25 protein-coding genes and 1 tRNA gene are annotated in these 26,187 nt (G+C 75.9%); 13 read left to right on the forward strand and 13 right to left on the reverse strand.

The window, feature by feature from the left end; genetic code table 11:
• Positions 1-63: 63 nt before the first annotated feature.
• The 3 genes from SK069_RS09495 (at position 64) to purF (ending at position 2,599) form a co-directional block, all read left to right on the forward strand.
• Positions 64-672 (forward strand): NAD(P)-binding domain-containing protein, encoded by a 609-nt coding sequence (locus tag SK069_RS09495; protein ID WP_319953980.1) that lies wholly within the window; start codon positions 64-66, stop codon positions 670-672.
• Between the two features lie 23 nt (positions 673-695).
• A complete protein-coding gene (locus tag SK069_RS09500; RefSeq protein ID WP_319954306.1) occupies positions 696-1,034 on the forward strand; it encodes an NAD-binding protein in 339 nt (112 codons plus the stop codon).
• 119 nt (positions 1,035-1,153) lie between these two features.
• Complete coding sequence (gene purF / locus SK069_RS09505) at positions 1,154-2,599, forward strand: amidophosphoribosyltransferase (RefSeq protein WP_319953981.1); 1,446 nt, start codon at positions 1,154-1,156, stop codon at positions 2,597-2,599.
• Between the two features lie 80 nt (positions 2,600-2,679).
• Here purF and SK069_RS09510 read toward each other — a convergent pair whose 3' ends face one another.
• A complete protein-coding gene (locus tag SK069_RS09510; RefSeq protein WP_319953982.1) occupies positions 2,680-3,660 on the reverse strand; it encodes a hypothetical protein in 981 nt (326 codons plus the stop codon).
• 234 nt (positions 3,661-3,894) lie between these two features.
• Between SK069_RS09510 and SK069_RS09515 the strand changes: the two genes are divergently transcribed.
• Positions 3,895-5,799 (forward strand): RecQ family ATP-dependent DNA helicase, encoded by a 1,905-nt coding sequence (locus SK069_RS09515; protein ID WP_319953983.1) that lies wholly within the window; start codon positions 3,895-3,897, stop codon positions 5,797-5,799.
• Between the two features lie 66 nt (positions 5,800-5,865).
• On the forward strand, positions 5,866-6,510 hold the full coding sequence (purN, locus tag SK069_RS09520; protein WP_319953984.1) for a phosphoribosylglycinamide formyltransferase: 645 nt from the start codon (positions 5,866-5,868) through the stop codon (positions 6,508-6,510).
• Positions 6,511-6,582: 72 nt separating this feature from the next.
• Here purN and SK069_RS09525 read toward each other — a convergent pair whose 3' ends face one another.
• The gene (locus SK069_RS09525) at positions 6,583-6,939 is read right to left on the reverse strand and encodes a hypothetical protein (RefSeq protein ID WP_319953985.1); all 357 of its coding nucleotides are present in this window, start codon (positions 6,937-6,939) and stop codon (positions 6,583-6,585) included.
• Positions 6,940-7,162: 223 nt separating this feature from the next.
• Between SK069_RS09525 and purH the strand changes: the two genes are divergently transcribed.
• The gene (gene purH, locus SK069_RS09530) at positions 7,163-8,797 is read left to right on the forward strand and encodes a bifunctional phosphoribosylaminoimidazolecarboxamide formyltransferase/IMP cyclohydrolase (RefSeq protein WP_319953986.1); all 1,635 of its coding nucleotides are present in this window, start codon (positions 7,163-7,165) and stop codon (positions 8,795-8,797) included.
• 290 nt (positions 8,798-9,087) lie between these two features.
• Positions 9,088-9,510, forward strand: coding sequence for a Rid family hydrolase (locus SK069_RS09535; protein ID WP_319953987.1), 423 nt, complete (start codon positions 9,088-9,090; stop codon positions 9,508-9,510).
• Positions 9,511-9,620: 110 nt separating this feature from the next.
• On the opposite strand, the gene SK069_RS09540 is transcribed toward SK069_RS09535, so the two are convergent.
• From SK069_RS09540 to SK069_RS09575, 8 genes are all read right to left on the reverse strand, one after another.
• On the reverse strand, positions 9,621-10,346 hold the full coding sequence (locus SK069_RS09540) for a DUF4178 domain-containing protein (protein WP_319953988.1): 726 nt from the start codon (positions 10,344-10,346) through the stop codon (positions 9,621-9,623).
• 176 nt (positions 10,347-10,522) lie between these two features.
• Positions 10,523-12,109, reverse strand: coding sequence for a polyamine aminopropyltransferase (locus tag SK069_RS09545; protein ID WP_319953989.1), 1,587 nt, complete (start codon positions 12,107-12,109; stop codon positions 10,523-10,525).
• 19 nt (positions 12,110-12,128) lie between these two features.
• Positions 12,129-12,563 (reverse strand): DUF350 domain-containing protein, encoded by a 435-nt coding sequence (locus tag SK069_RS09550; protein WP_319953990.1) that lies wholly within the window; start codon positions 12,561-12,563, stop codon positions 12,129-12,131.
• Entirely contained in the window at positions 12,563-13,375 is an 813-nt protein-coding gene (locus tag SK069_RS09555; RefSeq protein WP_319953991.1) for a hypothetical protein, read from the reverse strand. Before SK069_RS09555 ends, SK069_RS09550 begins: the two co-directional genes overlap by 1 nt.
• Positions 13,372-13,797 (reverse strand): DUF4247 domain-containing protein, encoded by a 426-nt coding sequence (locus SK069_RS09560; RefSeq protein ID WP_319953992.1) that lies wholly within the window; start codon positions 13,795-13,797, stop codon positions 13,372-13,374. Before SK069_RS09560 ends, SK069_RS09555 begins: the two co-directional genes overlap by 4 nt.
• A complete protein-coding gene (locus tag SK069_RS09565) occupies positions 13,794-14,336 on the reverse strand; it encodes a DUF2617 family protein (protein WP_319953993.1) in 543 nt (180 codons plus the stop codon). The genes SK069_RS09560 and SK069_RS09565 overlap by 4 nt, the downstream gene beginning before the upstream one ends.
• A 3-nt stretch (positions 14,337-14,339) precedes the next feature.
• Complete coding sequence (locus SK069_RS09570) at positions 14,340-14,681, reverse strand: hypothetical protein (RefSeq protein WP_319953994.1); 342 nt, start codon at positions 14,679-14,681, stop codon at positions 14,340-14,342.
• A 3-nt stretch (positions 14,682-14,684) separates the two neighbouring features.
• On the reverse strand, positions 14,685-15,305 hold the full coding sequence (locus tag SK069_RS09575; protein WP_319953995.1) for a DUF4178 domain-containing protein: 621 nt from the start codon (positions 15,303-15,305) through the stop codon (positions 14,685-14,687).
• A gap of 291 nt (positions 15,306-15,596) precedes the next feature.
• On the opposite strand from SK069_RS09575, the gene SK069_RS09580 reads away from it, so the two are divergent.
• Positions 15,597-17,258 (forward strand): DEAD/DEAH box helicase, encoded by a 1,662-nt coding sequence (locus SK069_RS09580; protein WP_319953996.1) that lies wholly within the window; start codon positions 15,597-15,599, stop codon positions 17,256-17,258.
• Between the two features lie 440 nt (positions 17,259-17,698).
• A complete protein-coding gene (gene hemQ, locus SK069_RS09585) occupies positions 17,699-18,379 on the forward strand; it encodes a hydrogen peroxide-dependent heme synthase (RefSeq protein WP_319953997.1) in 681 nt (226 codons plus the stop codon).
• 686 nt (positions 18,380-19,065) lie between these two features.
• Here hemQ and SK069_RS09590 read toward each other — a convergent pair.
• The 3 genes from SK069_RS09590 to SK069_RS09600 all read right to left on the reverse strand — a co-directional run bounded on the left by SK069_RS09590 (position 19,066) and on the right by SK069_RS09600 (position 21,664).
• Positions 19,066-19,662, reverse strand: coding sequence for a hypothetical protein (locus SK069_RS09590; RefSeq protein ID WP_319953998.1), 597 nt, complete (start codon positions 19,660-19,662; stop codon positions 19,066-19,068).
• Between the two features lie 496 nt (positions 19,663-20,158).
• Positions 20,159-20,962 (reverse strand): MBL fold metallo-hydrolase, encoded by an 804-nt coding sequence (locus SK069_RS09595; RefSeq protein ID WP_319953999.1) that lies wholly within the window; start codon positions 20,960-20,962, stop codon positions 20,159-20,161.
• 21 nt (positions 20,963-20,983) lie between these two features.
• Positions 20,984-21,664 carry a TIGR00266 family protein gene (locus tag SK069_RS09600; RefSeq protein WP_319954000.1) on the reverse strand — a complete coding sequence of 227 codons (681 nt, stop codon included), beginning with the start codon at positions 21,662-21,664 and terminating at the stop codon, positions 20,984-20,986.
• Between the two features lie 305 nt (positions 21,665-21,969).
• Here SK069_RS09600 and SK069_RS09605 point away from each other — a divergent pair, with 305 nt between their 5' ends.
• The 4 genes from SK069_RS09605 (at position 21,970) to SK069_RS09620 (ending at position 26,153) form a co-directional block, all read left to right on the forward strand.
• Positions 21,970-24,708, forward strand: coding sequence for a sortase domain-containing protein (locus SK069_RS09605; protein ID WP_319954001.1), 2,739 nt, complete (start codon positions 21,970-21,972; stop codon positions 24,706-24,708).
• A gap of 489 nt (positions 24,709-25,197) precedes the next feature.
• Positions 25,198-25,644, forward strand: coding sequence for an HNH endonuclease signature motif containing protein (locus SK069_RS09610; protein ID WP_319954002.1), 447 nt, complete (start codon positions 25,198-25,200; stop codon positions 25,642-25,644).
• Positions 25,645-25,708: 64 nt separating this feature from the next.
• Positions 25,709-25,966: a hypothetical protein gene (locus SK069_RS09615; RefSeq protein ID WP_319954003.1), complete on the forward strand. Its 258-nt coding sequence runs from the start codon at positions 25,709-25,711 to the stop codon at positions 25,964-25,966.
• 115 nt (positions 25,967-26,081) lie between these two features.
• A tRNA-Glu gene (locus tag SK069_RS09620) sits at positions 26,082-26,153 on the forward strand.
• The last annotated feature ends 34 nt before the right edge of the window (positions 26,154-26,187 follow it).

Below are 26,187 nucleotides of genomic sequence, written 5' to 3' on the forward strand. Positions count from 1 at the left end.
GGCGCGCCCGCCCGGCGCGCCGCGCGGGCGCGCCGCGGCGCGCGGCGTGCCACGCTCGGGGGCATGGCCTCCTCCGCCGCCCCGCTGCCCACCGTCGCCGTCCTCGGCACCGGCGTCATGGGCGCCGCGATGGCGCGCAACGCCGCGCGCGCCGGGCTGCCGGTCCGCGTCTGGAACCGGACGCCGGAGCGGGCCGCGCCGCTGGCGCAGGACGGGATCGACGTCGTCGCGACCGCGGCGGAGGCCGTCGACGGCGCCGACCTCATCCTCACCGTCCTGTTCGACGCCACGAGCGTCGAGGAGACGATCCGGGCGGCCGCGCCGGGCCTGCGCGTCGGCCGGACGGGCACGAGCGCCGACGCCGCCAACGACGCGCTGACGTCGGCGCTCGGCGCCACCCGGGACGGCGCCGCGACGCCGAAGGGGCCGGTCTGGATCCAGCTCTCGACCGTCGGGCCGGAGGAGACCGACCGGCTCGCCGCGCTGGCGGCCGAACTCGGACTGCGGTTCCTCGACGCGCCGGTCTCCGGCACCCGCCAGCCCGCGGAGGCCGGGACGCTCGTCGTCCTCGCGGCCGGGGACGCGGACGCCCGCGAGGCGGCCCGACCGGTCCTCGACGCGATCGGCCGGCGCACCGTCGAGCTGGGGGCCGTGGCGAGGCGACCCGGCTGAAGCTCGTCGTCAACGGGTTCGTCCTGGCCGTCAGCGCCGGCGCGGCCGAGGGCGTCGCGCTCTCCCGCGCGATCGGCCTGGACCCCGCGACGTTCCTCGCCGCCCTCGAGGGCGGGCCCCTGGACAGCCCGTTCCTGCAGCTCAAGGCGCCGATGCTGCGCGACGAGGACTACGCCGTCGCCTTCTCCACGCGCAACGCGCGCAAGGACGCCGGGCTCATCCAGCGCCTCGGCGCCGAGCACGGCACGCGGACGGCCGTCACCGACGCCGCCGCGACGTACATGGACGAGCAGATTCGCCTGCAAGGGGACGAGAACGACCTGATCGGGATGGTCGTCGGGGTGCCGCGCGCCGACGGCTGAGCCATCCCGCGGCCAGCCCGCGGGCACGCGGAGCCGGGTGACGCGGCTGTTACCGTTCCCTGCGGGAACCGCCCTTCCCGCCGCCCCGCCACACCTGCTCCTCGACCCGGCGGACGCTCATGCGCGCACGACAACTGGACCACCGCGACGGCCCGCGCGACGAGTGTGGCGTCTTCGGCGTCTACGCCCCCGGTCGGGACGTCGCGAAGTTCGCCTACTACGGGCTCTACGCGCTGCAGCACCGCGGCCAGGAGTCGGCGGGCATCGCCTCGGCCGACCTCGGCGGCTACATCATCACCCAGCGCGCGCTGGGCCTCGTGAGCCAGGTCTTCGCCGAGCACGACCTGCGCGCGCTCGCGGGCGACCTCGCCGTCGGGCACACGCGGTACTCGACGACCGGCGGCAACGAGTGGGAGAACTCGCAGCCGGTCCATCGCAACGACCTGCGCGAGCTCGCCCTCGCCCACAACGGCAACCTCATCAACGCGGTCGAGCTGCACTCGGAGCTCGTCGCGCAGGGCGTGCACTTCCGGGCCACGACGGACTCGGAGATCATGGCCGCGCTGCTGGCCACCTACCCGGCCACGTCGCTGGAGGACGCGATCGCCGCCTGCATCCCCCGCCTGCGCGGGGCGTACTCGACGGTCGTCATGGCGCGTGACAAGGTCTGCGCCTTCCGGGACCCGCAGGGCATCCGCCCGCTCGTCCTCGGACGGATCGACGAGGACGCGTGGGTCGTGGCGTCCGAGACCTGCGCGCTGGACATCATCGGGGCGACGTACGTGCGCGACGTCCGGCCCGGCGAGATGGTCGTCCTCGACGAGCGCGGCGTCACCAGCCGCCAGGTCGTCAGCGGCGAGCGCGAGGCGTTCTGCCTCTTCGAGTACATCTACTTCGCCCGCCCCGACTCGCGGATGAACGGCCAGCTCCTGCAGCGCAGCCGCGGCCGGATGGGCGAGCTGCTCGCCCGGGAGGCGCCGGCGCCCGGCGCCGACCTCGTCGTGCCGGTCCCCGACTCGGGCATCCCCGCCGCGCGAGGGTTCGCGAACGCCAGCGGCTTGCCGATGGACGACGGGTTCGTGAAGAACCGCTACGTCCAGCGGACCTTCATCCAGCCGGGCAACGAGCTGCGCCAGCACGGCCTGCGGCTGAAGTTCAACCCGCTGCCGGAGGTCATCGGCGGCAAGTCGCTCGTCGTCGTCGACGACTCGATCGTCCGGGGCAACACGACCCGCCAGCTCGTGAAGATGCTGCGCGACGCCGGGGCGCGCGAGGTCCACTTCCGGATCACCGCGCCGCCGATCCGCAACCCCTGCCACTACGGCGTCGACATGTCCTCCCGCGAGGAGATGGTCGCGCACGAGCGCACGATCGCCGAGGTCTGCGAGCACATCGGCGCGGACTCGGTGGCGTACCTCTCGCTCGAGGGCGTCTACGAGGCGATCAACGGCGAGCAGGCCTCGCACTGCGACGCGTGCTTCAGCGGTCGCTACCCGCTCGAGGGCACCGAGGGCCACCTCGGCAAGTTCGCCCTCGAGAACCAGCTGCCGATGATCAAGGCCTGACCGGCCGACCGCCCGGCACCGGCGAGCTCGCCAAGCCCGGGCCGGACGTCGGCACCGAGGCGGCCGCGGGCCGCGCCGCGTCAGCGGCGGCAGGGCACGAGGCCCAGCGAGCCGGCGTCGCCGCCGAAGCCCGGGAAGAACTGGACGCAGGTCGACGAGCTGCCGCCGCCGCCCGACCCGCCGCCGGTCCCGCGGCGGCTCGAGCGGCGCACGTAGACGGGGCGCTGGGCGCTGGCCCGCAGCCGTCCCGCGGTGGCCGTCACCCGCAGTCGGTTCGTCCCGGCGGCCCGCGAGCCGAAGCGGACCGTCACGCGGACGGTCCGGGTCCGGCCCGGAGCGACCGAGGCCACGCGGTGCGCGCGCTTGGCCGTCATGCCCGCGATCGCGCCGAGCCGCAGCCGGACGGTGCCGGTCGGCGCGTCGCCGGGGTTGCGGACCCGCAGCCGCAGGGTGTGGGCGCGGCGCTGGCCGACGTAGCGCGGGAGGCTCAGGAGCTCGACGCCGAGGCCCGGCTGCGGCACGAGGGCGAAGGTCGCCTCGTCGAAGACGCGGCCACCGTCGTCGGGGTCCACGAGCGCGACCCGCCCGCAGTCGGGTCGCATCCCCTGCAGGCGCCGGTCGATCGCCGAGAGGCCCTGCAGCGCCGTGCCGGAGCCCTGGCGATCGCCGCTGCCGCGCGCGCTCGGGGTCCGCGGGTCGGCGTCGAACCGCAGCCACGTCGTCACGCGCCCCGTCGTCAGGCCGACGAGGCCGGCGGTGGGCAGGCCCTCGCAGCCGGCGGCGGTCCGGCGGCCGACGTAGCCGACGAGGCTCGTCGGCGCCGCGGCGTCGGGTGCGTCGCGCAGGCGCGCGAGCGCCTGCATCCGGCCGGTGGCGCGGTCGTAGCCGAGGCCCGCGGCGACGAGGTCGCGGCCCGGCTCGGGCGCCGTCGCGTCGCCGGCGGGGTCGGTCGCCTCGCCGACGAAGGAGGCCTGGGCAGCGGGTGCGGCGCCGAGCGCGAGCGCCACCCCGGCGAGGACCAGGGGGCGACCACGGAGGCGGCGCGGGGATGGGGGCGTCATCGCGACCTCACGGGGGACGGTTCCGGCCCTGCGGTGGCGGGGCCCCGCTCGACGAGCGGCATCGCGCCAGCCTAGTCGAGCCGCGATGCCGCGGCGCCGGTCGCGAGCGCGAGGCTGCGGCTCGTCGCCGCGGTGACATCGACACCGCGGCGGTGGGGTCGGCCCGCGGATCGCGGGCGGCGGTGCAGGGCGGCGTGCAGGTCGTCGACCCGGAGGGGTAGCGTGGATCGCCGGATGCCGGCCGACGATCCGCTGCTCGACACCCTGCGCACGACGTTCGGCCATCCCGGGTTCCGCCCGGGGCAGGAGGACGCCGCGCGCGCGGCGGTCGAGGGCCGCGACGCCCTCGTCGTCATGCCGACCGGCGCCGGCAAGTCGCTGACCTACCAGCTGCCGGCGCTGCACGGCGAGGAGCTCGCGCTCGTCGTCTCGCCGCTCGTGTCGCTCATGCGCGACCAGGTCGACCAGCTCAACGCGCGGGTCGCCGCCGCCCACGAGCGACACCGGGTCGCCGGGGACCACGATCCCGGCCTCGACGAGCCGGCGCCGGTCCGCGCGGGCATGCTCTCCGGCCAGCAGGACCCGGCGACGAACCACCAGGTGCTCGACCGCGCGATCCGCGGCGAGCTGCGCCTGCTGTACGTCGCGCCGGAGCGGTTCGGCTCGGCCGCGTTCCTCGAGCGGATCCGCCACGCGCGGATCGGCCTGTTCGTCGTCGACGAGGCCCACTGCGTGAGCCAGTGGGGCCACGACTTCCGCCCGGACTACTTCCGCCTCGCGGACGCGGCGCGGTGGCTCGGGGCGCGCTCGATCCTCGCCGCCACGGCGACCGCCACGCCCCAGGTGGCGCGCGACATCCAGCACCGGCTGCGCCTGCGCACGCCGGTGGTCGTGCGGACCGGCTTCGACCGGCCCAACCTCTCGTTCGTCGTTCGCCGCTGCGCCGGACAGGTCGAGCGGCGCGGGCGCCTGCTCGCCGCCCTGCGGGCCGACGACGCGCTGCCGGCGATCGTCTACGCCGGCACCCGCGACAACGCCGAGCGGCTCGCCGCCGACCTCTCCGCGCAGCTCGGCGTCGAGGCGATCGCCTACCACGCCGGCCTCGACCGCACGCGGCGCGACGAGGCGCAGCGCCGGTTCATGAGCGGCGAGGTCCCGATCGTGTGCGCGACGAACGCGTTCGGGATGGGCGTCGACAAGTCCGACGTGCGGACCGTCGTGCACGACTCGGCACCGCCCTCCGTCGAGGCCTGGTACCAGGAGGCCGGTCGCGCCGGGCGCGACGGGGCGCCGGCCCGCGCCCTGCTCCTGGCCGACGGTCGCGACAAGGGACTGCACCGGTACTTCATCGAGCGGTCCGAGGTCGACGATCCGACGCTCGACCGGATCGCCGGGGCGATCCACGCGGCGGCCACCGAGGGCCGCTTCGATCTCGCGGTCCGCGAGCTCGGCACCGACGGCGAGACGGCCCGAGCGGTCTTCGGCCACCTGACGCAGGCGGGGATGGTCCAGCCGGCCCCCGGGCCCCCGGACCGCCTTCGCGGGCGGCTGCTGGGCGACTACGACGCGCGGGTCCGGCACGAGGTCCAGTCGCTGTCGCGCGAGGCACAGCAGAAGCGCTGGGCGCAGTACCGCGCGCTCTGGCAGCTCGTGGAGAGCGAGACCTGCCGCCGCGAGCAGGTGCTCGCGCACTTCGGCGACGAGGCGGGCGTCGACGAGGACCGGCTCGTCGTGCCCTGCTGCGACGCGTGCGTGCCGCTGCTGCTGCCCGAGCCCGACGGCGCCGTCGGTGCCGGCACCGGCGGCCGATCGCGCCGCGGCGCCCGGGCCCGAGCGCTCACGAGCGAGGAGCGGCGCGCCGTAGACCGGGCGATCCTCGAGGTCGTGCGCGACGCGCACCCGCCGGTTGGGCGGACCCGGGCCGTGGAGGTCCTGCGCGGGGGCCGCTCGCAGCGGATCGTCGAGAAGGGCTACGACGGGCTGCCGGCCTACGGCCGCTTCGCCGACCTGCGCGACGGCGAGGTGCTCGCCCGCGTCGACGCGCTGCTGGAGGCGGGCGCGCTGGCGACCTCGGGCGGGCGCTATCCGACGCTCGTGGTCGTCGACGACGGCCAGCTGGACCTCCGCGACGTCGCCTGACCGCGCCCGGTCGCGGCGACCCCGTGGGTCGCGGACGGGGCCGCGCGGCGTATCGTCGGGCGCCGCATGACCGGGGACGCCGCACCGACGCCGAGGACGATGCCGCTGCGGATCGCGGTGCTCGCGTCGGGGCAGGGGACGAACCTCCAGGCGCTGCTGGACGCCGTCCACGGCCGCGAGGCGCAGGTCGTCGCCGTCGCCGGCGACCGGGCCGACGCCCCGGCGCTGGGACGCGCCGCGGCGGCGGGGATCGAGACCGCGGCGTTCCCGCGGGCCGCCCACGAGACCCGCGAGGAGCGCGACGCCGCCATCGCGGCGTGGCTCGTGGCGCGGGACGTCGAGCTCGTGGTGCTCGCCGGCTACATGGCGATCCTCACGCCCGCGTTCCTGCGCGCGTTCCCCGACCGGGTGCTGAACGTCCATCCGTCGCTCCTGCCGGCGTTCCCGGGGATCCGGGCGATCGAGCAGGCCGTCGACCACGGCGTGCGGATCTTCGGGGTGACGGTGCACCTCGTCGACGAGGGCGTCGACACCGGGCCGATCGTGCTGCAGGACGCCGTCGTGCTGCCCGGCTCGCCCGATGCCGCGCAGGTCCACGCCGCGCTGCAGCCGATCGAGCACCGGTTGCTGCCGGAGGCCGTCCGGCTCGTGGCCCGCGGGGCGCTGCGCCGCGACCCGGACGAGCCGCGGCGCGTCCGGATCGACGGCTGACCGCCGCGCCGCGGGGCGCGGCGGCGGTGACCGGACCGGGCGTCGGCGGGCCCGCGGTCCGGTCTCCCCGCGCTACGGTGTCGTCGGGACGGTGACGTCGCCGAGCTGCTCGCGGAGCTCCTTCGCCTTGCGCTCGAGCTCCTCGGCGTCGACGCCGGACTCCTTCAGCTGCTTCTGGACCTCGTCGGGCGAGGCGTTCTTCAGCTGCTCGGTCGCCTTCTCCACCTGCTCCTTCACGGCCGGGTCGTTCAGCAGCTCCTTGCTGCGCTCGGCGATCTCCTCCGGCGTGAGCTTCCCGCTCTGGATGTCCTTCTGGAGCTGCTCGGCCTTGTCCTTGACCTTGTCCTCGTCGGAGCTGCCGCAGGCGGTCAGCGCGATGGTGCCGGTGAGCAGCAGCGGGAGCACGAGCAGGCGTGCGTGGGGGACCATGGTTCTCCTGTTCGGGGCGGCGCCGGTTCGCCGCGGTCGGGGGACCGGAGGGCCGGAGGATAGGCCCCGGCCCGGGTGGCGCGCGTCGTGTCCGCCGCCCGGCGGCCGGCCGTCCGATCCCGTGCGGTCGACGCCCAGCCTCGGGAGCGCGCGCCGCGCGATCGGACGCGGCGTCCGACCCGCGAGCCGCGGCGGTGGGGCGGGACGTATCCTCGTGCGCGCCATGCTGGATCCGCTCGACATCACCCCGCCCGACCGCGTCCCCGTCCGTCGGGCGCTGCTGTCGGTGTCCGACAAGACCGGCCTGGCCGAGCTGGCGACCGCGCTGCACGAGCAGGGCGCCGAGCTCGTGTCGACCGGCGGCACGGCGAAGGTGATCGCCGACGCGGGGCTGCCCGTCGTCGCCGTCGACGACGTGACCGGGTTCCCGGAGATGATGGACGGCCGGGTGAAGACGCTGCACCCGCGGCTCTTCGCCGGGATCCTCGGCGTCCGCGACCTCGACGCGCACGCCGCCGCGGCGACCGAGCACGAGATCGGCTGGATCGACCTCGTCGTCGTGAACCTCTACCCCTTCGAGGACACGATCGCCCGTGAGGGCGTGACCCTCGCCGAGGCGATCGAGAACATCGACATCGGCGGCCCCTCGCTCATCCGCGCCGCCGCGAAGAACCACGCGTACGCGACGATCCTCACCGATCCCGCGCAGTACGGCGCCGTGATCGAGGAGCTGCGCGCGTCCGGCGACGGCTCGCTCGGGCTCGACACGCGGCGCACCCTCGCGCTGCAGGCGTACGCGACGACCGCGCGCTACGACGCGGCGATCAGCGGCTTCCTCCAGGAGCAGGAGGCGTTCGGCGGGACGGACACCGCCGAGGACGGCACCGCGCTGCCCGGCTTCCCGCCGACGTTCTCCCGCGGCTACGTGAAGGACCGCGACCTCCGCTACGGCGAGAACCCGCACCAGCGCGCCGCGTACTACCGCCGCGCCGGCTCGCGCGCGCACCTCCTGTCGGGCGTGCACCAGCTCCACGGCAAGGAGCTCTCGTTCAACAACCTGCTCGACCTCGAGGCCTCGCGCGCGATCGCCCGCGAGCTCGCCGACGACCCGGCCGCGGTGATCGTCAAGCACAACAACCCGTGCGGCGCGGCGATCGGCGACTCGTCGCTGCAGGCGTTCGAGCGCGCGCTGGCGTCGGACCCCGTCTCGGCGTTCGGGGGCATCGTGACGCTGACGCGACCGGTCGACAAGGCCGCGGCCGAGGCGCTCTCGCAGCTCTTCGTCGAGGTCCTCTTCGCCCCGTCCTACGACGAGGACGCGCTGTCGATCCTCACGCAGAAGCCGAACGTCCGGCTGCTGCAGGGCGACGACGCCCCGCTGCGCGGCCTGGAGCGGCTCGACGTGCGTCCCGTCGCCGGCGGCGCCCTCGTCCAGGACGCCGACGGCGTCGTCGTCGACCGCGCCGGGATGTCGATCGCCACCGAGGCGCAGCCGACCGACGAGCAGTGGCGCGACCTGCTCTTCGCCTGGCGGGTCATGCGGCACGTGAAGAGCAACGCGATCGTCTACGCGAAGGACGGCGCGACGGTCGGCATCGGCGCCGGCCAGATGAGCCGCGTCGACTCGGCCCGGATCGGCGTCGAGAAGGCCACCGAGCACGGTCTCGACCTCACCGGCGCGGCGATGGCCTCCGACGCGTTCTTCCCGTTCCCCGACGGCCTGCAGATCGGCCTCGACGCCGGCGTGCGCGCCGTGATCCAGCCGGGCGGCTCGATGCGCGACGAGCTCTCGATCGACGCCGCGAACGCCGCCGGCGCGGCGATGGTCCTCACGGGCCGCCGGCACTTCCGCCACTAGCCGCGCACGCCGTCGACCGTCCCGCGGCGAGACGGGCCGCCGCGTGTCGGTGCGAGACCGGGGCGTGGACCCCGGGCGGCCCGGATGGGGGATGCGGTGCGTGCGCCCCGCGCTCCGAGGGTCGCGCACCGGCCGCCGGGCGCGGACCGCCGTCCCGCAGGGGCCGCACGAGGGTCAGGGCGGCCACGCGGCGGACCGCGCAGGGCGCCGCCGCGGCGGGGCGCGCGGGGCGGACCTCATCCCGGCGGCGACGCGCGGGCCGGCGGTCACGGACTAGGGTCAGAGCGCAGATGAGCCGCGATCAGGACCGCGTTCAGCGCATCCACTCCGGCGGGCCGTGGGAGACGGCGCTCGGCTACTCACGGGCGATCCGCGTCGGCGACCGGGTGCTCGTGTCGGGCACGACCGCCGCCCGCGACGCCGACGAGCCGGTGCCGTCCGACCCCGCCGAGCAGGCCCGCCGGGTCTTCGAGACGATCCGGACCGCCCTCGAGCACGCCGGTGCGCAGCTGGAGGACACGATCCGCGTCCGGCTCTTCGTCGTCGACCTGCCGACGAACGGCGACGCGGTGCTCGGCGTCCTCAACGAGACCCTGCGCAGCGTCCGGCCGGTCATCTCGACCCTCGGCGTCTCGGCGCTCGTCGAGCCCGACCTGCTCGTCGAGGTCGAGGTCGAGGCGATCGTCGGCGCGGGCGACGTCTTCGAGGGCTGAGCGGGCGCCAACGCGCGTCGCCGCGCTGGGTGATCCTCGACGGGCGACCGCGGGAGGGTGTCGGGCTCGCCGGCGTCCGGGACCGCGGCCGCCGGGAGGGCCGGCCGTCGTCAGGCGTCCGTCGCCGCGACCGGCCGCGGTGGGCTGACCTCGATCGTCGTCGCCGGGACGACGTCACCGATCCAGACCGCCCAGGCGCCGCCGTCCTCGCGCAGGAACGTCAGGCGGCGGCGGGCGAGGTGCGGGTTCGCGAACGAGCGGCGCTCGACCGAGGCGGTGGCGGGCACAGCCTCCTCGGACTTCCAGAGGGCGCGCTCGCCCTCGCCGGTGGCAGCGGCCACGGCGTGGTCCCGCTCGGGGACCGGGCGCCAGTCGAGGTCGCGCCAGTGCAGCGGGGCGACCTCCGGGTCGAGGTCGGCGACGCGCTCGGCGCCGACGGAGAAGACGACCTCGCGACCTGCGCCGGCGTCGTCCGCGCCCGCATCGCCCGCGTCCGGGCCCGTGGCGGCCTCCGTCGTGGTGGGGCCCGCGCTCGTGTGGCCCCCAGCAGCGGGCCGGCGGGCGCTGGCCTCGTCGATCGCCAGCAGCGCGCGCTGCGCCTTGTCCTCGAGGTGCCAGGCCGTCCAGCCGGCGTCGATCCGCTGGACGCCGCGGACCGTCCACGTGCGGTCGTCGTGGTCGACGAGGGCGCCGACGGCGAGCCGCTCGAGCTGGTCGGGCCGGTGATCGACCGGCAGCGCACCGTGCTGCGGAGCGGTCGCGGAGCGGCGCAGCGCGAGGAGGAAGCTCGCGAGCGCCGCCACGGTCAGCAGGGTCACGACGATCCCGAGCAGCATCGCCGTCGAGCATAGGCGGCGGGCCCGGGAGCCGGGCGCAGCGATGGCGACGCGCTCCGGCATGGGCGACGGACCGCGGATGCTGCGCCGTTCGCGGGCGACGTCGTCGGCCAGCACCGCAGGCACGCACGATCGTCCGCCGAGGACCTCGGGGGGCCGGGGGGGGGGTGAATGCGCTAGTAGTCCGACCAGCCGCGGCGCGTGTAGTCGAGGATCGCGGGCCGGTCGAGCGTCGTGGCCCGGACCTTCCGCGGGCCGCGGTCCGGCGGGAACGCGGCGGCCGCGCGCAGGACGTCGGCGCTCAGGAACCGCAGGTCGCGCGGAGCGCCGGCGAGCGTCAGCGGCGGCGCTCCGCGGCCGGCGGCCGCGGGGGTCGCGAGCCAGAAGCCCCAGTCGCCGAAGGTCGGCACGTCGACGTGGTACGGCCGACCGCGCCAGCCGGCCAGGCGCAGCGTCGCGCCGACGGACCAGAACGCGTCGGGGGCGAAGTACGGGGAGCCGGACTGCACCGCCATCACGCCGCCCGGCGCCAGCGCGCGGGTGCGGATCATCCCGTAGATCTCGGCCGTGTACAGCCGGGCGAGGCCGAGGTCGTCGGGGTCGGGGAAGTCGACGATCACGACGTCGTAGGAGCGCGCGTCGGGACCCGACAGCCGCCGGACCCAGCCGAACGCGTCGGCGTTCGTCACCGTCACCCGGCGGTCGCGCAGCGACCCGCGGTTCATCTCCCGCAGCCGCGGGTCCTCGCGCGCCAGGCGCGTCATCTCGGGGTCGAGGTCGACGAGCCGCACGTGCGCCACGCCGGGCCGGCGCAGGACCTCGCGGACGGCCATCCCGTCCCCGCCGCCGAGCACGAGCACCCGCCGCGGACCGGCGGCGTCCGCGTGCGCGGCGCTCCACGCGCCGAGCGCGGGGTGCACGAGGGACTCGTGGTAGCGGTACTCGTCGCGGCTGGACAGCTGGAGGTCGCCGTTGAGGAACAGGCGCACGTCCTTCGCGCCACCGAGCGTCAGGCTCTCGGTGATGTCGATCTCCTGGTACGGCGTCCGCTCGCTCAGCACGATCGGGTCGTCGTAGAGCTGCTGGCGCGCGGAGACCTCGAACCGGTCCGCGTACGCCAGGCCGCCGCCGACCGCGATCGTCCCCGCCGCGAGCACCGCCACCGCGCCGGCCCGCGCCCGGCGCGTCAGCGACGGCCCGAACACGACGAGGACGATGAGCGCCGCGCACGCGAGGTTCACGAGCCCGGCGGCGAGCGCGCCGCGCAGCTGGCCCAGCAGCGGCAGCAGGACGAACGGGAACGACAGGCCGCCCAGCAGCGCCCCGACGTAGTCGGCGGCGGTGAGGTCGGCCATCGCCCGCGCGGCGGCCTGACGCCGGATCCGCTGCAGGAGCTCCATGAGCAGCGGCAGCTCCGCGCCGACGAGCGCCCCGCACAGCAGCGACACGACGACGACCGCCGGCGTGTAGACGCCGGTGTAGGCGAACGCCGCGTAGCAGGCGAGCACGGAGAAGCCGCCGACGACCGCCACGCCGGTCTCCACGACGACGAACGCCGGCAGGGGACGACCGAGCAGCGGCTTGGCGGCCAGCGCGCCGAGCCCGAGGGCGAAGACGAAGAGCGAGATGACGAGCGACGTCTGCGTGATCGACGAGCCGATCAGGACGCCGCCGAGCGCGACGAGCGCGAGCTCGTAGACGAGCGCGCAGGCGGCGCAGGCGCCCGCGGCGACGAGCAGCAGGGCGCGGCGGCCGCGCCTCATCGCGCCGCCGGCCCGGCCGTCACGAGATCGAGGCCGCGACGATCGCGCCGACCGCGATGTGGCTGACGACGGTGATCCACACCGCCGGATGATGGTCGTCGTGGGCGACCATCGCGCCGAGGTCCCCGGGCGTCAGCCAGTCGACGACCTTGAAGACGATCCCGATGAGCAGGACGCCGAGCAGGCCGTAGCCGGCGGCGTCGACGAGACCCTTCTCCAGCTCGTCGTTGCTGGAGAGGATCGCGACGACGATCGTCGTCGCGTTCGCGAAGAGCCCCGAGGCGGCGACCGCGGTGAGGTCGCGGTTGCGGTCCTTCCAGATCTGGTCGCGGAGGTTCCCGGGGGTCGCGAGGTCGAGGACCGCGAAGCCCGCGATCAGGACGAGGAGCCCGACCGCGGAGTACGCGGCGCCGGCGCCGATGCCGTTGACGAGGTCGGAGAGCGTGTCGGACATCAGGAGCTCGCGGGGTCGTTGGAGGAGGAGTCGGGGCGGTGCGGCTCGTCGCCGCGCAGCCGTGCGATGCGGCGCTTCCCGGCGGTGCTGATCCACCAGGCGACGAGCAGGCCGAGGCCGACGAGCAGCAGCAGCGCGCCGATCCCGGTCATCAGGCCGTTCTCGCGCACCCAGTCCGAGCCGGGGGAGCCGGTGACGCGGTCGCCGTTCGGCGCGGCCGCCGCGTTCGACGGCTCGGCCGGCTCGACCGTCGCGCCGCTGACCGCGAGCGGCAGCGCCGCGGTCGCGTTGCGCAGCGCCTGGTCGTCCTTGTCGCCCAGCAGGTCGCCCTTGCCGAGGCCGGTGAGCGCCTCGAGCCGTTGCCGGATCGTGCTCGACGAGACGCCGCCGACGTTCGAGACGACGCCCCAGGACGCGCGGTCGTCGCTCTCGCAGGAGCCGCAGGTGTACTCGACGTCGACCTGCAGCTCGACGCCGCCCTTCGGGCAGCGCGGGTCGTTCGTCGTCACCCGCTGGTTCGGTCCGAGGCTCGAGACGGCGTCCTGGCGGACCGCGCCGGCGTCGTTCAGCCGCGCGAGGTAGCCGAAGCAGATCTCGGACTCCTCGGTCGCCTCGGCGAGCGCCTGGGCGAGCTCGACCCGGTCCTCGGCGCTCAGCAGGACGCCCGCGCCGGCCTGGGCGGCGGTGACCTCGGGCTGCGCGGTCGTCGGCGTGGTCTGCGCGCCGGCGGGGAGCGGCAGCATCGCCACGGCCGCGAGGGCGAGCAGCAGGAGGATCGCGAGCGCGGGGCGAGGGTGGGCGGCGCGGTTCACTTGCCGCTCCCGGGCCCGCCGCCGCGGAAGCCCTCACCGCGGCCGGAGTACGTGCCGAACCAGCCGCCGATGAAGGGGTACCAGTGGGCGTAGGCGCGGTCGGGGTCGTCGACCTCGATGTCGGTGCCCCCGGCGGTGCGCGGCCGCACCGCGACGAACGTGTCGCGGTAGCGCAGGAAGACGCCGCCCGGGTCGGTGATCCGGTCGGCCGGCTTCCACCTGCCGGTGATGTCCTTCACGACCTGGTCGACGCGGTCCTTCGAGCGGTAGAGCTCGGCGCCGTTGCGCGTGCCGACGCGGTCGTAGTGGTCCTTCACGTAGCCCTTCACGGACGAGCCGCAGGACGAGAGGCCCCCGATGAGGAGGATCGCCGCGACGACCGTGACGAGGATCCCGAGCAGGCCGGTGCAGGAGAGCTTCACGCGATCGCCTCCACGAGCGCCGTGACGGCGCTGTCCGTGCGCACGATCTCGCCGCGCTCGGGGTACAGGTGCCAGGTCCGCCAGCGCAGCACGTCGCCCTCGGGCGTGGCCCGCAGCGCGGTGACCGCCCCGGGGAGGCCGGGGAACTCGGCGACGAGCGCGTGCGGGTCGGCGTCGAGCTCGTGCGCGAGCCGGCCGGCGAGCGCGCGGACCTCGTCGGCCGTCGTCCGCTCGACCGTCGCGTCGAACGCGTAGCGCAGTCCGTCGAGCTCGACGGTGCCGGGGGCGTCGGGCAGCGCGCGGCCCTCGGGGGCCCCGCAGGCGACGACCTCGACGAGCGCGCGGGCCGGCGCGACGAGCGTGGCGGCGTGCGACGCGCCGAGGACCTCGAGCCGCAGGACGCGGTCGCCGAGGGGGACGTCGAGCCGCGCCAGTGCGTCCGGGACGGCCGGTGGGCGCGCGGCGTCCCCGGCGCGCAACGACCAGGCGAGGTCGTCGGCCGCGGCGTCGCGGAACGGGATCTCGAGCCGTCGACGCACGGATCAGGCGGCGGGTCGCTCGTCGTCGGCGGCCGGGGCGTCGGCCCCGTCGGCCGGCGCGGCGCCGGGACGATCGGCCCGCAGGGCCTCGACGGCGACCTCGGCGCGGCGTGCCAGGTCGCGCAGCTGCTCGATCCGCTGCTCGAGCCGGTCGGCCTCGGCCGCGCGCGCCGCGGCGGTGGCGTCGAGCTCGGCCAGCGCGCCGCCGGCCTGGGCGCGCTCGCGCAGCCGGGCCGCCTCGGACAGCGCCTGCGCGCGGGCGGTCACGGCGGAGCCGACGGCGCCGCGGGCGGCGTCGAGCGCCCGCTCGGCGGCCGTCAGGGGATCGGTCGGCGCGTCGGGCATCGCTCAGGCGCCGGCGCTCGTGCGCCCGGCGGGGTAGATCTCCAGCAGGTGGACGGGCACCGTCTCGCCGACGGAGACCTCCCACGACCCCTCGCTCGACCAGCGCTCGAAGCCCAGGCGCCGGCCGCCCTCGGCCTGGTAGTCGACGTACCAGGCCTTCCCGGCGTCCGGGACGCCGGTGGTGCCGGAGGCGGTGAAGCGCGCCGCGCCGGACTCGACCTTCTTGTAGGTCCGTCCGGCGTAGGTGACCGGGCCGGACGGCTCGAGCTCGCCGGCGTCGTCGGCCGGGCGCCAGAACGCGACGTCGGTGCCGTCGCTCACGTCGACCGACAGCCAGGCGCGCCCCGCCTCGCCGTCCGTGCCGGTGTCGAGGTGGTACTCCGTCCAGACGTAGCCGTCCTCGTCGAAGCGGATCTGCCCACGGACGACGTAGTCGTGGCCCTGGTGGCTGACCACCGCGCCGATCCCGAGCCCGTCCAGCGGCCCGCCCGGCCCCTCGGCCAGCGGGTCGACCGGCGCGGCGATCGCCGACGAGCCGGCGCCCGCGCGGTCGCGCTTGGACCACCAGATGCCGATCGCCGCGCCGAGCGCGACGAGCACCACGATGACGATGACGGCGACCATGGCGCCACCCTAGCGTCCGCGCGCCTCGAGCTCATCCGGTGGGACGCCCGCGCGACCGTCGCGCGACCGGGGCCGCGAAGGACCCGGCCGGCCGCCGCCCGGCTCGGTCGTCGCCCCGTCCACGCGCTTTGCAGGAGCTTCGCGAGTCCGTCCGCCGGGACCCGCAACATCCGCCCCTCGTCGAGTGCCGCGGCGGTGCCGTGCGGCGCCGGTGCACCGGGCCCGCGCACCGGCTCGGTGTCGCTCCGGTCACGGAACGCCGGCGCTCGACCTGGCACCCTCTTCGTCCGCGTGAGCGCCCCGTCGAACGTCCCCGAACTCCGTCCCTGGCAGGTCCAGGCCCTCGAGCGGATGGCGCAGTGGCAGCGCGGCACGTTCCTCGTGGCCGCGGCCCCGGGCGCGGGCAAGACCCGGCCGGCGCTCGAGCACGCCGTGCGCCTGCTCTACGCGCGCGAGGCCGACCGGATCGCGCTCGTCTGCCCGACAGCGCCGCTGACGCGCCAGTGGGCCGCCGCGGCCGCCCGGCTCGGCGTGAACCTCGCGCCCGACGCCCCGGAGCTCGACCCGCCGGCCGGCTTCCACGGGGTCGCGGTGACCTACGCGCGCGTCGCGCAGTCGGCGGAGCGATGGGCGTCCCAGTGCCGGGAGTCGACGCTCGTCATCGCCGACGAGGCGCACCACCTCGGCGAGGAGCTCGCGTGGGGCCAGGGGTTTCAGCTCGCGCTCGGCCGGGCGCGTCGCTGGCTGCTGCTGTCCGGCACGCCGTTCCGCTCGGACGCCTCGCCGATCCCGGGGGTCGACTACGACAGCGACGGCGTCGCGCAGCCCGACTACGCCTACGGCTACGCCGACGCGGTGCGCGACCGGGTCTGCCGGCCGGTGACGTTCATCCCGTTCGACGGCGCGATGTCGTGGCGGGTCGGGGAGGAGACGGTCGAGGGCTCGTTCGCCGACGACGTCGCCTCGGACCAGCGGGCGAAGCGGTACCGGACGGCGATCTCGGCCGAGCTCGAGGGGGCGCTGCCGAAGATCCTCGGTGAGGCCCACCGCCGGCTGACCGGCCTGCGCGAGACCGACCATCCCGACGCGGGCGGCCTGGTCGTCTCGGCCGACTCCGACCACGCCCGCGCGGTGGCCGCCGTCCTGCACCGCCTGACCGGGTCGCCGCCCGTCGTCGTGCTGCACACCGACGCGCAGGCGCATCGCCGGCTGGCGGAGTTCACCGACTCGAGCGCGCCGTGGATCGTGGCGGTGAACATGGTCAGCGAGGGCGTCGACATCCCGCGCCTGCGCGTCGGCGTCTACGCCACGACGGCCAAGACGGCGATGATCTTCCGCCAGATCGTCGGGCGGTTCGTCCGCACGGTGCCGGGCCGCCCGATCGAGGGCTCGTGGCTCTACCTGCCCGCCGAGCCGACGCTGCGCGCCCACGCCGCGGCCGTCGACCGGGAGCTCGTGCCGCTCCTGCGACGCAAGGGCGAGATCGACCCCGACGCGCCGCTGCTCGACGACCAGGCGCTCCAGCAGGCCAACGCGGTCGAGGACGAGCTGCTCAAGCCCGACTGGCAGGCGCTCGAGGCCGACATGGCCCCGGCGGCCCAGCTGGACCTCTTCGGCGGGGCGACGCCGGTCGCCGACGGCAGCGCGAGCCTCGGCACGCCGATCTCGCCCGTGGGCACGGCCGGTGGGCCGGTGCCCGGTGCGGCCCCGGCGGCCGCGGGCGGCGCGCCGGCCGCCACGCAGGAGGTCCCGCTGTGGCAGCGGCGCCAGAAGCTCCGCGACGAGCGCCATCGGCTCGTGGCCGAGCTGGGCCGCACGCGGCGCGCCTCGCACCGCGAGATCAACGCCTGGCTCAACGGGCGGATCGGCATCGCCCGCGTCGAGGACGCCACGATCGAGCAGCTCGAGCAGTCGATCGAGGTGCTCTACGACGCCCTCGCCGGCCGCGCCTGACCGGCGCGCCGGGGCCTGCGATGCGGGTGGCGTCCGAGCTGCCGCCCGGGGCGTCCGACCTTCCGCCAGGCGCGTCCGACCTTCCGCCCGGGGCGTCCGGCCTCCCGTCCGGGGCGTCCGGCCTGCCGTCTGGGGCGTCCGGCCTGCCGTCTGGGGCGTCCGGCCTGCCGTCCGGGGCGTCCGACCTCCCGCCCGGGGCGTCCCCCCTCGGGCGTCCGGCCTTTCGCGCCGAGCGCCGAGCGACCGCGCGCGGCGTCCGGAGCGGCCCCGCGCCGGTGCGACGGGGGGCGTGCGCGCCGCGTCGCCTCCTGCCGGTCGCGCACGAGCGGTCGAGCGGCGCTCGACGCCCGTGCACGGCGCGACCCGTGGCGATCCGCGCGGCACAGGCGTCGTGGGGCGCACGCCGCACCGTGGTTCGAACCGCCTATCGTCGGGTGGCGATGACCACGCAGACCGACTTCACCAACCTGTACGCGATGTACGCCGGGTTCAAGGCGGCGCGTGGTCACCGGCGGGTCCCGGCGGACGGTCGTCCCGGCATCGCCGCCGAGGCCGAGCAGGCGCTGTCCGGCGGCGAGGCGATCCTGCGCGGCAGCTACTCGACCGTCGGCTTCCGCGCCGAGGCCGACCTCATGCTCTGGCTCATCGGCCCGAGCGCCGACGCGCTGCAGGACGCCCTCGTGCGGTTCGGGAAGACCCGCCTCGGGCAGGCGGTCGATCCGTGGTGGACCTCGATCGGCGTCCACCGCGAGGCCGAGTTCAACAAGGCCCACATCCCGGCGTACCTCGAGGGCACGGACCCGAAGAAGTACCTCTCGGTCTACCCCTTCGTGCGGTCGCTGGAGTGGTACCTGCTCGACCCGCAGGAGCGCTCGTCGATGCTGCGCGAGCACGGCATGATGGCCGCCGGCTACAAGGACGTCCGCGCGAACACGATCAGCGCGTTCGCCCTCAACGACTACGAGTGGCTGCTCGCCTTCGAGGCCGACGAGCTGACCCGGATCGTCGACCTCATGCGCGACCTCCGCGGAGCGAAGGCCCGCGCGCACATGCGCGAGGAGCTGCCGTTCCTCACCGGCATCCGCAAGCCGCTCGCGGACGTCGTCGCCGATCTGGCGTAGCCGCTCCGGCCGACCCTGGACGCGGCCGACGGTCGACGGACCAGCGGCGGCGGGACCAGCGGCGGGGCAGGGGTCGGAGGGCCGCGACCCGGTGCTCGTGAGCGTCCCTGGTGCGCCGCTCGACCGCCGGCGGGCACCGAGCGACGTAGGAGAGCCGCCCGCCGACCCCTCCACGTCGTCGACGTCGGCATCGGTGTCGAGCGTCGCACCCGGGATGCACCCGCGGGCGTCGGCCCGCGCGCGGGGGCCCGCCACCTCGGCCTCGCCGCTGGCGCGGCGCGGCCCGGACGGCGGGCTTCGCCGGCGGCCCGGTCGACGGACCGCATCCCGTCCCGGTCGTCGATCTGGACGCGACCGGGGAGGGCCCGACGGACGAGACTCAGCCGGCGAGCGCCATCACGGCGAGCGCGACGGCGTACGGGAGGACCATGCAGACGGCGACGCGGGCGCGCATGCCCCCAGCATAGGCCTCGGGCGCCGTCACGGCCGACGCCGCGCCGGGGCCGACGCCGCGCCGGGGCCGACGCCGGGCGGGGCGACGCCGCCGACGATGACGGCCCGTGAGGACTGCTCGCCGCCGAGGGCCGTCGGGGGGCGACGCGGAGCCGGGCGACGCCGGCGACCATTCGGCCGTCCGTCCGGGCTCCTCGCCGTCGAGGATCGCCGCGGCGAGGACGCGCGGCCGCTCAGCGGCGACGACGTGCGCCGGTCCGGCGCCGGTCGCCGGCCGGTCGGCGCGGCGGCTCCGGCAGGTGGCGCCACGTGCGGTGCAGCGACCCGCCGACCGGGAGCGACCGCCACGCCGCGGCCGCCTCGAGCAGGGCGTCGGCCGCGCGGGCGACGACGGCGTCGCCGGTCAGCGGCTCCGCGTACCGCTCGCCGGCCCGCGTGCGAGCGACGGCGGCGGTTCGCGGCAGGCCCTCGCGCGTGAGGTCGGCGATGACGCGCACGAGCACCTCGGCCTCGTTCAGGTGGTCGCCGGCGGCGTCGACGACGGCCTGGGCGCGGGCCGCGGCGTGCGGGGGCCGGCGGCCGGCCACGACGGTCGCGTGACCGAACATCCCGCCGGCCGCCAGCGTGCCCCAGAGGCCGTGCGCGAGGCCCAGCGCGTCCTCGACCACGAGATGCGCCAGGTCGTGCGGCAGCTCGCCGACCGGTCCGCCGATGCGTTCCTGGCCGGTCCCCAGCAACCGGATCGTCACGCCGTCGCGGCGCTGGAGCAGCGAGTGGTACCGCCGACCCTCGTCCCGCACGATCTCGACCGGCGTCGCCGTCCCGCCCATCGCACGACCTTCGCAGCCGGGGGCCTCGCACGGTCCGGCCGGACGGCCTCGGCGGGTGGGTTCGACTCCGGACGCCGGTGCCGGCGGCGCTCGTCTGCCCGTCTGCGTCGACGGACCGGCCGGATGCTCCGTGACGCGCGGCGCTGCCGTCGCCGGAGGACGACGGTCGCCGTCGGGGCCTGCGCCGTGAGGGACGGGGCGCTCGACGGGCCGGGACGGCGGGCGGCGACGACGGGGACGGTGCGCGGGCCGCCCGGCCGCCGCGGCTCGACGGTGGCGGCGCGACCCCGAGGCGTCGCGGCGACCGGCGACCGCCCGGGCGCGTCGCGTCGTGGTCGCCGTGCGAACGCCGTCCGGCGTCCCCGCAGGACGGGAGGCCGGCGCGCCGGCTGGAGGTCGTCCCGTCGTTCCGGCGCGCCGGCTGGAGGTCGCCCGGTCGGCACGGACGACCGCCAGCCCCCGCGGCCGGTCGGGGCCGCGGGCGCAGCCGGTCGGGTCAGACCTCCAGCGCCTCGGCCTCCCCGGCGGCGAGCCAGCGGACGCGGTCGGCCAGCGGGGAGGCCGAGAGGACGTTCCGGGCGCGCGTGCGCGGCTGGCGGAAGTGCGCCCAGCCCTCGTAGTGCAGCGGCACGATCGTGTGGGGATCGAGGGCGCCGCAGAGCTCGACGGCCTCCTCGGCGTTCATCGTGTAGCGCAGCGGACCGGAGACCCACGGGAAGGTCACGCCGCCGAGGTGGGTCACGACGGTGCCGACCTCGAGCCGCTCCGGCACCTGGCGCAGCCCGTCGTAGAGCACCGAGTCGCCGGTGATCCACAGCTCGCCGTGCCGCTGGCCCTCCCACCGCAGCGAGAAGCCGACGACGTCGCCGACGATCGGCTTCGAGCCGGGCGGTCCGTGCCGGCACGGGGTGGCGGTGACGTGGATCGTCGGCTTGCCGGGCGCCTCGAGCGTCGTCGTGCGCCAGGGCGCGAGCCCGCGCGCCGGGATGCCGTCCGCGCCGAGCCGGCGGGCGCCGGGCTCCGTCGTCAGCACCTCGCCCATCCGCGGCAGGAGCTCGCGGCCGGTCGGATCGAGGTTGTCGCCGTGGTGGTCGTGCGAGAGCAGGACGGCGTCGATCGGCTCGAGCGCGTCGAACGGGACGGCCGGGCCCTGGGTCTTGCGGGACATCGTGCCCCAGCCGAAGAAGTACCGCTTGCCCGGCGGATCGAACGTCGGGTCGGTGAGGATGCGCCAGCCGCCGATCTCGAGCAGCAGCGTGGGGCCGCCGACGTAGGTCAGGCGGACGTCGGAGTCGGTCATCTCGAGGGTCCCGGTCGGAGGTCAGCCGCGCGAGAACGGCAGCTCGGTGGTCAGCCAGCTGATGAGCTGGCCCGGATTGCGGGTCTGGGTCCACACCGTGCCCGGGCCCTGGAAGGCGAAGACGAAGCCCTCGCCGCTCTTCATCGACTGGATCAGCCCGCCGGAGGCCGCCTTGCGCAGCTCGAACTGGACGCCGTCCTCGTAGGCGACCATGTGGCCGGAGTCGACGATCACCGTCTCGCCGGCGGGGATCTGGACCGCGTCGATCGCGCCGTAGGCGGCCACGACGACCTGGCCCCGCCCCTCGGCACGGACGAGGAAGCCGCCCTCGCCGCCGACGAGGTTCTTGAAGCCGCCCCACTTCGCGTCGATCGTCACGCCCTCCTCGGCCGCGAGGTACGACCCGCGCGAGAGGTTCACCGCGCCGTCGACCGGCAGGACGAGCAGGTCGCCCGGCAGGCGTGCCGCGACGTCGACCCAGCCGCCCTGCGACGGCGCGGTGAGCGTCGAGACGAAGAGCGACTCGCCGCCGAGGATGCCGCGCTTGAACGCGCCCTTGAGACCGCCGCGCATCCTCGACTCGATCTCGACGCCGCCCGAGGTGGCCATCATCGCCCCCGACTCGGCGTTGGCGGACTCGCCGGAGGCGAGGGTCAGGCGGGCGACGGCGAAGCTCGGGGCGTGACGGATGGTGACGTCCATGGGGTCCTCCGGAGGGTGGTCGCCGGGCACGCTATCCCGCCGCGGGCCGTCCGTCGCGAGGGTGGCGTCCCACGGCCGTCCGGTTCGCGGGGGATCCCGTCCCCGTCCTCCCGGGCCAGGCTCCCGCTGCCGCGAGGGTGGCCTGCCGCGGCGATCCCGCTCCCGGGGACCCCGTCCCCGTCGTGCTCGGTCACGCTCCCGCCGCCGAGGGACGGTGGCGACGTCGCGTCGTCCTCCGTTCACCCTCTTCGGACCCGTGCCTACGGCACCGTAGCCGCCGCGCCGGCTGGCATCATCCGGCCGCGATGCGCCGGTTCCCCCCAGCTGTCCTCCTCGCGCTGCTCGTCGCGCTCCTGCTCGGCGTGGCCCCGGCGTCAGCCGCCGAGCCGCCGAACCAGGACGACCCGTGCTCGCGCGCCGGCCGCAACGTCTGCGACACGACGGGCTTCGGCGCCTACCGGACGTACCGCTACGGCATCCGCTGGTTCGGCAGCTACCGCGGCGCGATCCCCGGCGTGGAGGAGCCGTCGTGGTGCATCGACCTGCGGTTCTGGTACCCGTCGCCGCGCTTCGGCTACGAGAAGCGCTCGACGACCGGCCTGCGCAGCAAGGAGGGCAAGCGGATCTCCGCCGCGGAGCTGCGCCGGATGTCGTGGGTCCTGGCGAACCACGGCACCCGCCGCGACCGCGCCACGCAGGCCGCGGTCATGCTCTACGTCCACGACGTGATGGGCGACGGCGCCCCCGGTGAGGTCGACCCGCGTGCGGTCGGCGTGCGGTCGCGGTTCGCCGCGATCTCCCGCGATGCGCGACGCTACGCCGGGCCGTACCGGGTCCAGGTCGACGCGCCGGCGAAGGCGACGGCCGGGACGCGGATCACGGCGACCGCGCGCGTCCGCTCGGCCGCCGGGGTGGCGATCCCGAACGTCACGCTGCGCCTCGACGGCTCGACCGGCGCCGACGGCCTGCCCAGGACGGTGCGGACGAACGGCAAGGGCGAGGCGCGGATCACCGGCACCGCGGCCGACGTCGACGGCGGCGTCCGGCTGCGCGTGGAGACCGCCCCGCTCGCCGCGCCGGCCCCCGACCTCTACGTGCCCACCCGCGGCGCCGCCGTGCGCAACGCCCAGCGGCTCGTCGTCGCGGCACGCACGACCGTCAGCGCGCAGGCCACGACGCGGGTCGAGCCGGCCCGCGCCGTCGTCACGACGTCGGCGACGCCGAAGGCCCAGCTGCTCGGGGAGTCCAACCGCGACGCGATCACGATCACCGGGCCGCCGGCGAGCTGGCGCGGCCGCGTCACCGTGCGCGCCTACGGGCCGGCGGCCAGCGCCGACGCGATCCGCTGCGACGGCCCGCCCGTCGCCGAGGTGACCTACGAGACCGGCCCCGGCCAGTCCCAGGCCCCGCCCGTCGTCCCGACCGCACCCGGGTGGTACGGCTACCAGGTGACGGTCGAGGGCTCTCCGCAGGTCATCGGCACGACGACCCCCTGCGCCGTGCCGGAGGAGCGGTTCGTCGTCGAGGTCCAGCCCGCGGTCCGCACGCAGATCAGCGAGCAGTCCTCGCAGCCGGGCGCGACGCTCACCGACCGCGTCTGGGTCAGCGGGCTCCAGGGTCAGCCGGCGACCGTCGGAGCTGCGCTCCACGGGCCGTTCCCGGCGCGCGACGCCATGAGCTGCGACGGCGCCCCGTTCTGGCAGGGCAGCTACCCCGTGACCGGCGACGGCGAGTTCGTCACCGACCCGGTGACCGTCACGACGCCGGGCTACTACACGTACCGCGAGTCGATCGCCGCCTCCGGGTTCGTCCGCGCGGCTGCGCACCCGTGCGGCGAGGCGGTCGAGACGACCGTCGTGCGCGGCGCCCCGGCGATCCGGACCCAGGTCTCGCAGCAGCAGACGGCGGTCGGCGCGGAGGTGACCGACAACGTCGTGGTGACCGGCCTGGGCAAGCTCCGCGCGCCGGTCGAGGCCGAGCTCTGGGGCCCGTACCCCTCGAAGGAGGCGATGACCTGCCAGGGCACGCCGTACTGGAAGGGCACGTTCACGGCCGAGGGCGACGGCACGTACGTCACCGACAAGGTCCAGCTGAAGCAGGCCGGCTACTACACGTACCGCGAGCGGATCCTGCCGACCGAGGCGTTCGACGGCGTCGAGACGCCGTGCGGCGACGAGGCGGAGACGACGATCGCCCGCGCCGCGCCGAAGGTCCGCACGGTCGTCTCCAGCCGCGTGGTCCGTCCGGGCACGACGATCTTCGACCGGCTGAAGGTCACCGGTCTCGGCGAGACGCCGGCCGCGGTCGAGGTCGAGCTGTTCGGGCCGTTCCGCACGCGGGACGCGATCCGCTGCACGGGGACCCCGTACTGGAAGGGCACGGTCGACATCAAGGGCGACGGCGACCACGTGACGCCCGCGGTGCGCCTGGCGAAGGCCGGCTTCTACACCTACCGCGAGCGGATCGCCGGCTCGACGGTGAACGCCGGCACCGAGACCGCGTGCGCCGAGGAGGCCGAGACGGCGCTGGCCCAGCCGCTGATCCCGACCGGTGGCGAGCCGCGCCAGCCCGTCGAGGTCGACGCGACGAAGCCCGCCGCCGGCGGCTCGCGCCCGACCTCGGTCCGGCTCGCCCGCCTCGGGGTGCGCGCGACGCTCAACCCCGTCCGGATCGACGCCGACTTCGAGAACCTGCACGTCCCGAACGACATCCGCTCGGCGGGCTGGTGGCAGGACGGCGCCGCGCCCGGCGCGCGGACCGGGGCGACGCTCGTCTCCGGCCACGTCGACAGCGCGCGACGGGGCGCGGGGGCGTTCTTCCCCCTGGTCCGCGCCCGTCGCGGGGACACCGTCGAGCTGCGCACGGCCGACGGCCGCACGCGGCGCTACCGCGTCACCCGGATCCAGCGCGTGCGCAAGGACCGGCTGCCGTCGAGCATCTTCAGCCGGGAGGGCAGCGCCCGGCTCGTGCTCGTCACGTGCGGCGGGCCCTTCTCGCGCGGGCACTACCGGGACAACGTCATCGTCACGGCCGTCCCGCGCTGAGGGCCGAGCTCCGAGCGGTCGATGCGCGGCGCCCTGTCCCGCGCATCGACCCCCAGCGGCCCCGCGCCGATCGACGGTCTCCGGCCCGGAACCGCCGCCGATCCGCCGGCGTCCCGGGGACTACAATCGTCGGCGGGTCGCTAGCTCAATCGGTAGAGCAGCGGACTTCAGCGAGAAAGGAGCGCCAGTCGGGAAACCGCTGGTTGGTCGGCGGCTGTGTGCTGGAACCCCCTGAGAGCCTCGGGTACCGCGTGCGGTGACAATCTCGAGGATTGGGCGATCAGCAGGCAACCCCGGAGACGGGAGAGCCCTCAGAGGCCATACGCCGCCCACCCTAACGTCGAGTCGAGGGTGAAGAGATGGTCCAGACCGCAAACCCACGTATCCGTGGGCGGCTGGTGAAAATCAGTGCGGTAGGTTAATCCGTTGGTTGTGGGTTCGAGTCCCACGCGACCCATCCGTCCGACCCCCATGCGAACATGCGTTCGCATGGGGGTCGATTCGTCGCTCGGGCGCCGTCGCCCGCCGCGCGCGGGGAGCACGGGCGTCGAGCGGGATTGCGATCGGCACGGGCTCACGGTCTTCCACCTGTACGGCGGTCGAAGCTGGCGCTGCAAGCGCTGCGTGGGCGAGGCAGTATCGCGCCGGCACCGCAAGGTGAAGGCGATCCTCGTGGCGGAAGCGGGCGGGTGCTGCGCGGTGTGCGGCTACGACCGCGCTCCGCGCGACCTGCACTTCCACCACGTCGATCCGTCGACGAAGCGCTTCGCACTGACGATGGGATCGGGGAAGTCGCTGGCGGCGTACCGCGAGGAAGCGCGGAAGTGCGTGCTGGTGTGCGCGAACTGCCACGGGGAGATCGAGTCGGGGCTCATCCCGAGCCCGCCCGCCGGTGCGTGGTTCGCCGGCACCGGGGCGGCGGGCCGCGATTCGTGACGTCGGGCCCGATGGTGCGTTCTCGGACCGCGTGCCCCGCGCGCCGACCGGGTACCCGCGGGGCATGAGCACCCCCGACCGCTCCGACGACTACGACGTGGACCTCGCCGAGCGCCGGCGGCAGGAGAACGCGCCGCTCGAGGAGGCCGGCGAGGGCGAGTCCGAGGGCTTCGAGCTCGCCGAGCGGGACCTCGTGGAGCACGCCAGCCACGGCGACCAGCACTCGACGCACCCGATCGTCCGGGACTCGTGGGACGAGGCCGAGAGCGACGAGAGCGGCGCCGAGTACGGCGAGCCCGACACCGAGGACGTCGAGGACTAGCCCGGAGCGCCGATCGCCGGCGCGGCACCGCCGGCGGTCGCGGCCCCCGCGCGCCGCCGCTCGGACGCCGGCCGGCGCCGGGTCGGCGCCCCGACGGCCTACACTCGGGGGACCCGCCCCCATGGTGTAGCGGTTAGCACGTCAGCCTTTCACGCTGGTAGCAGGGGTTCGATTCCCCTTGGGGGTACTCGACGGACCGCACGGGCCGCGCCGGCCCGGCG

The sequence above is a fragment of the Patulibacter brassicae genome, from assembly GCF_033949425.1.
Lineage (GTDB): Bacteria > Actinomycetota > Thermoleophilia > Solirubrobacterales > Solirubrobacteraceae > Patulibacter > Patulibacter brassicae.

Excerpts from the sequence above, each read along its gene's own strand:
- SK069_RS09550 (WP_319953990.1), bottom strand. The coding sequence starts at position 12,563 with ATGTCCGACACGCTCTCCGACCTCGTCAACGGCATCGGCGCCGGCGCC.
- SK069_RS09590 (WP_319953998.1), bottom strand. The coding sequence starts at position 19,662 with ATGGGCGGGACGGCGACGCCGGTCGAGATCGTGCGGGACGAGGGTCGG.
- purH (WP_319953986.1), top strand. The coding sequence starts at position 7,163 with ATGCTGGATCCGCTCGACATCACCCCGCCCGACCGCGTCCCCGTCCGT.
- SK069_RS09495 (WP_319953980.1), top strand. The coding sequence starts at position 64 with ATGGCCTCCTCCGCCGCCCCGCTGCCCACCGTCGCCGTCCTCGGCACC.
- SK069_RS09525 (WP_319953985.1), bottom strand. The coding sequence starts at position 6,939 with ATGGTCCCCCACGCACGCCTGCTCGTGCTCCCGCTGCTGCTCACCGGC.
- purF (WP_319953981.1), top strand. The coding sequence starts at position 1,154 with ATGCGCGCACGACAACTGGACCACCGCGACGGCCCGCGCGACGAGTGT.
- SK069_RS09515 (WP_319953983.1), top strand. The coding sequence starts at position 3,895 with ATGCCGGCCGACGATCCGCTGCTCGACACCCTGCGCACGACGTTCGGC.
- hemQ (WP_319953997.1), top strand. The coding sequence starts at position 17,699 with ATGACCACGCAGACCGACTTCACCAACCTGTACGCGATGTACGCCGGG.
- SK069_RS09600 (WP_319954000.1), bottom strand. The coding sequence starts at position 21,664 with ATGGACGTCACCATCCGTCACGCCCCGAGCTTCGCCGTCGCCCGCCTG.
- SK069_RS09610 (WP_319954002.1), top strand. The coding sequence starts at position 25,198 with ATGGGGGTCGATTCGTCGCTCGGGCGCCGTCGCCCGCCGCGCGCGGGG.
- SK069_RS09575 (WP_319953995.1), bottom strand. The coding sequence starts at position 15,305 with ATGGTCGCCGTCATCGTCATCGTGGTGCTCGTCGCGCTCGGCGCGGCG.
- SK069_RS09605 (WP_319954001.1), top strand. The coding sequence starts at position 21,970 with ATGCGCCGGTTCCCCCCAGCTGTCCTCCTCGCGCTGCTCGTCGCGCTC.
- SK069_RS09570 (WP_319953994.1), bottom strand. The coding sequence starts at position 14,681 with ATGCCCGACGCGCCGACCGATCCCCTGACGGCCGCCGAGCGGGCGCTC.
- purN (WP_319953984.1), top strand. The coding sequence starts at position 5,866 with ATGACCGGGGACGCCGCACCGACGCCGAGGACGATGCCGCTGCGGATC.
- SK069_RS09545 (WP_319953989.1), bottom strand. The coding sequence starts at position 12,109 with ATGAGGCGCGGCCGCCGCGCCCTGCTGCTCGTCGCCGCGGGCGCCTGC.
- SK069_RS09615 (WP_319954003.1), top strand. The coding sequence starts at position 25,709 with ATGAGCACCCCCGACCGCTCCGACGACTACGACGTGGACCTCGCCGAG.
- SK069_RS09595 (WP_319953999.1), bottom strand. The coding sequence starts at position 20,962 with ATGACCGACTCCGACGTCCGCCTGACCTACGTCGGCGGCCCCACGCTG.
- SK069_RS09510 (WP_319953982.1), bottom strand. The coding sequence starts at position 3,660 with ATGACGCCCCCATCCCCGCGCCGCCTCCGTGGTCGCCCCCTGGTCCTC.
- SK069_RS09535 (WP_319953987.1), top strand. The coding sequence starts at position 9,088 with ATGAGCCGCGATCAGGACCGCGTTCAGCGCATCCACTCCGGCGGGCCG.
- SK069_RS09540 (WP_319953988.1), bottom strand. The coding sequence starts at position 10,346 with ATGCTGCTCGGGATCGTCGTGACCCTGCTGACCGTGGCGGCGCTCGCG.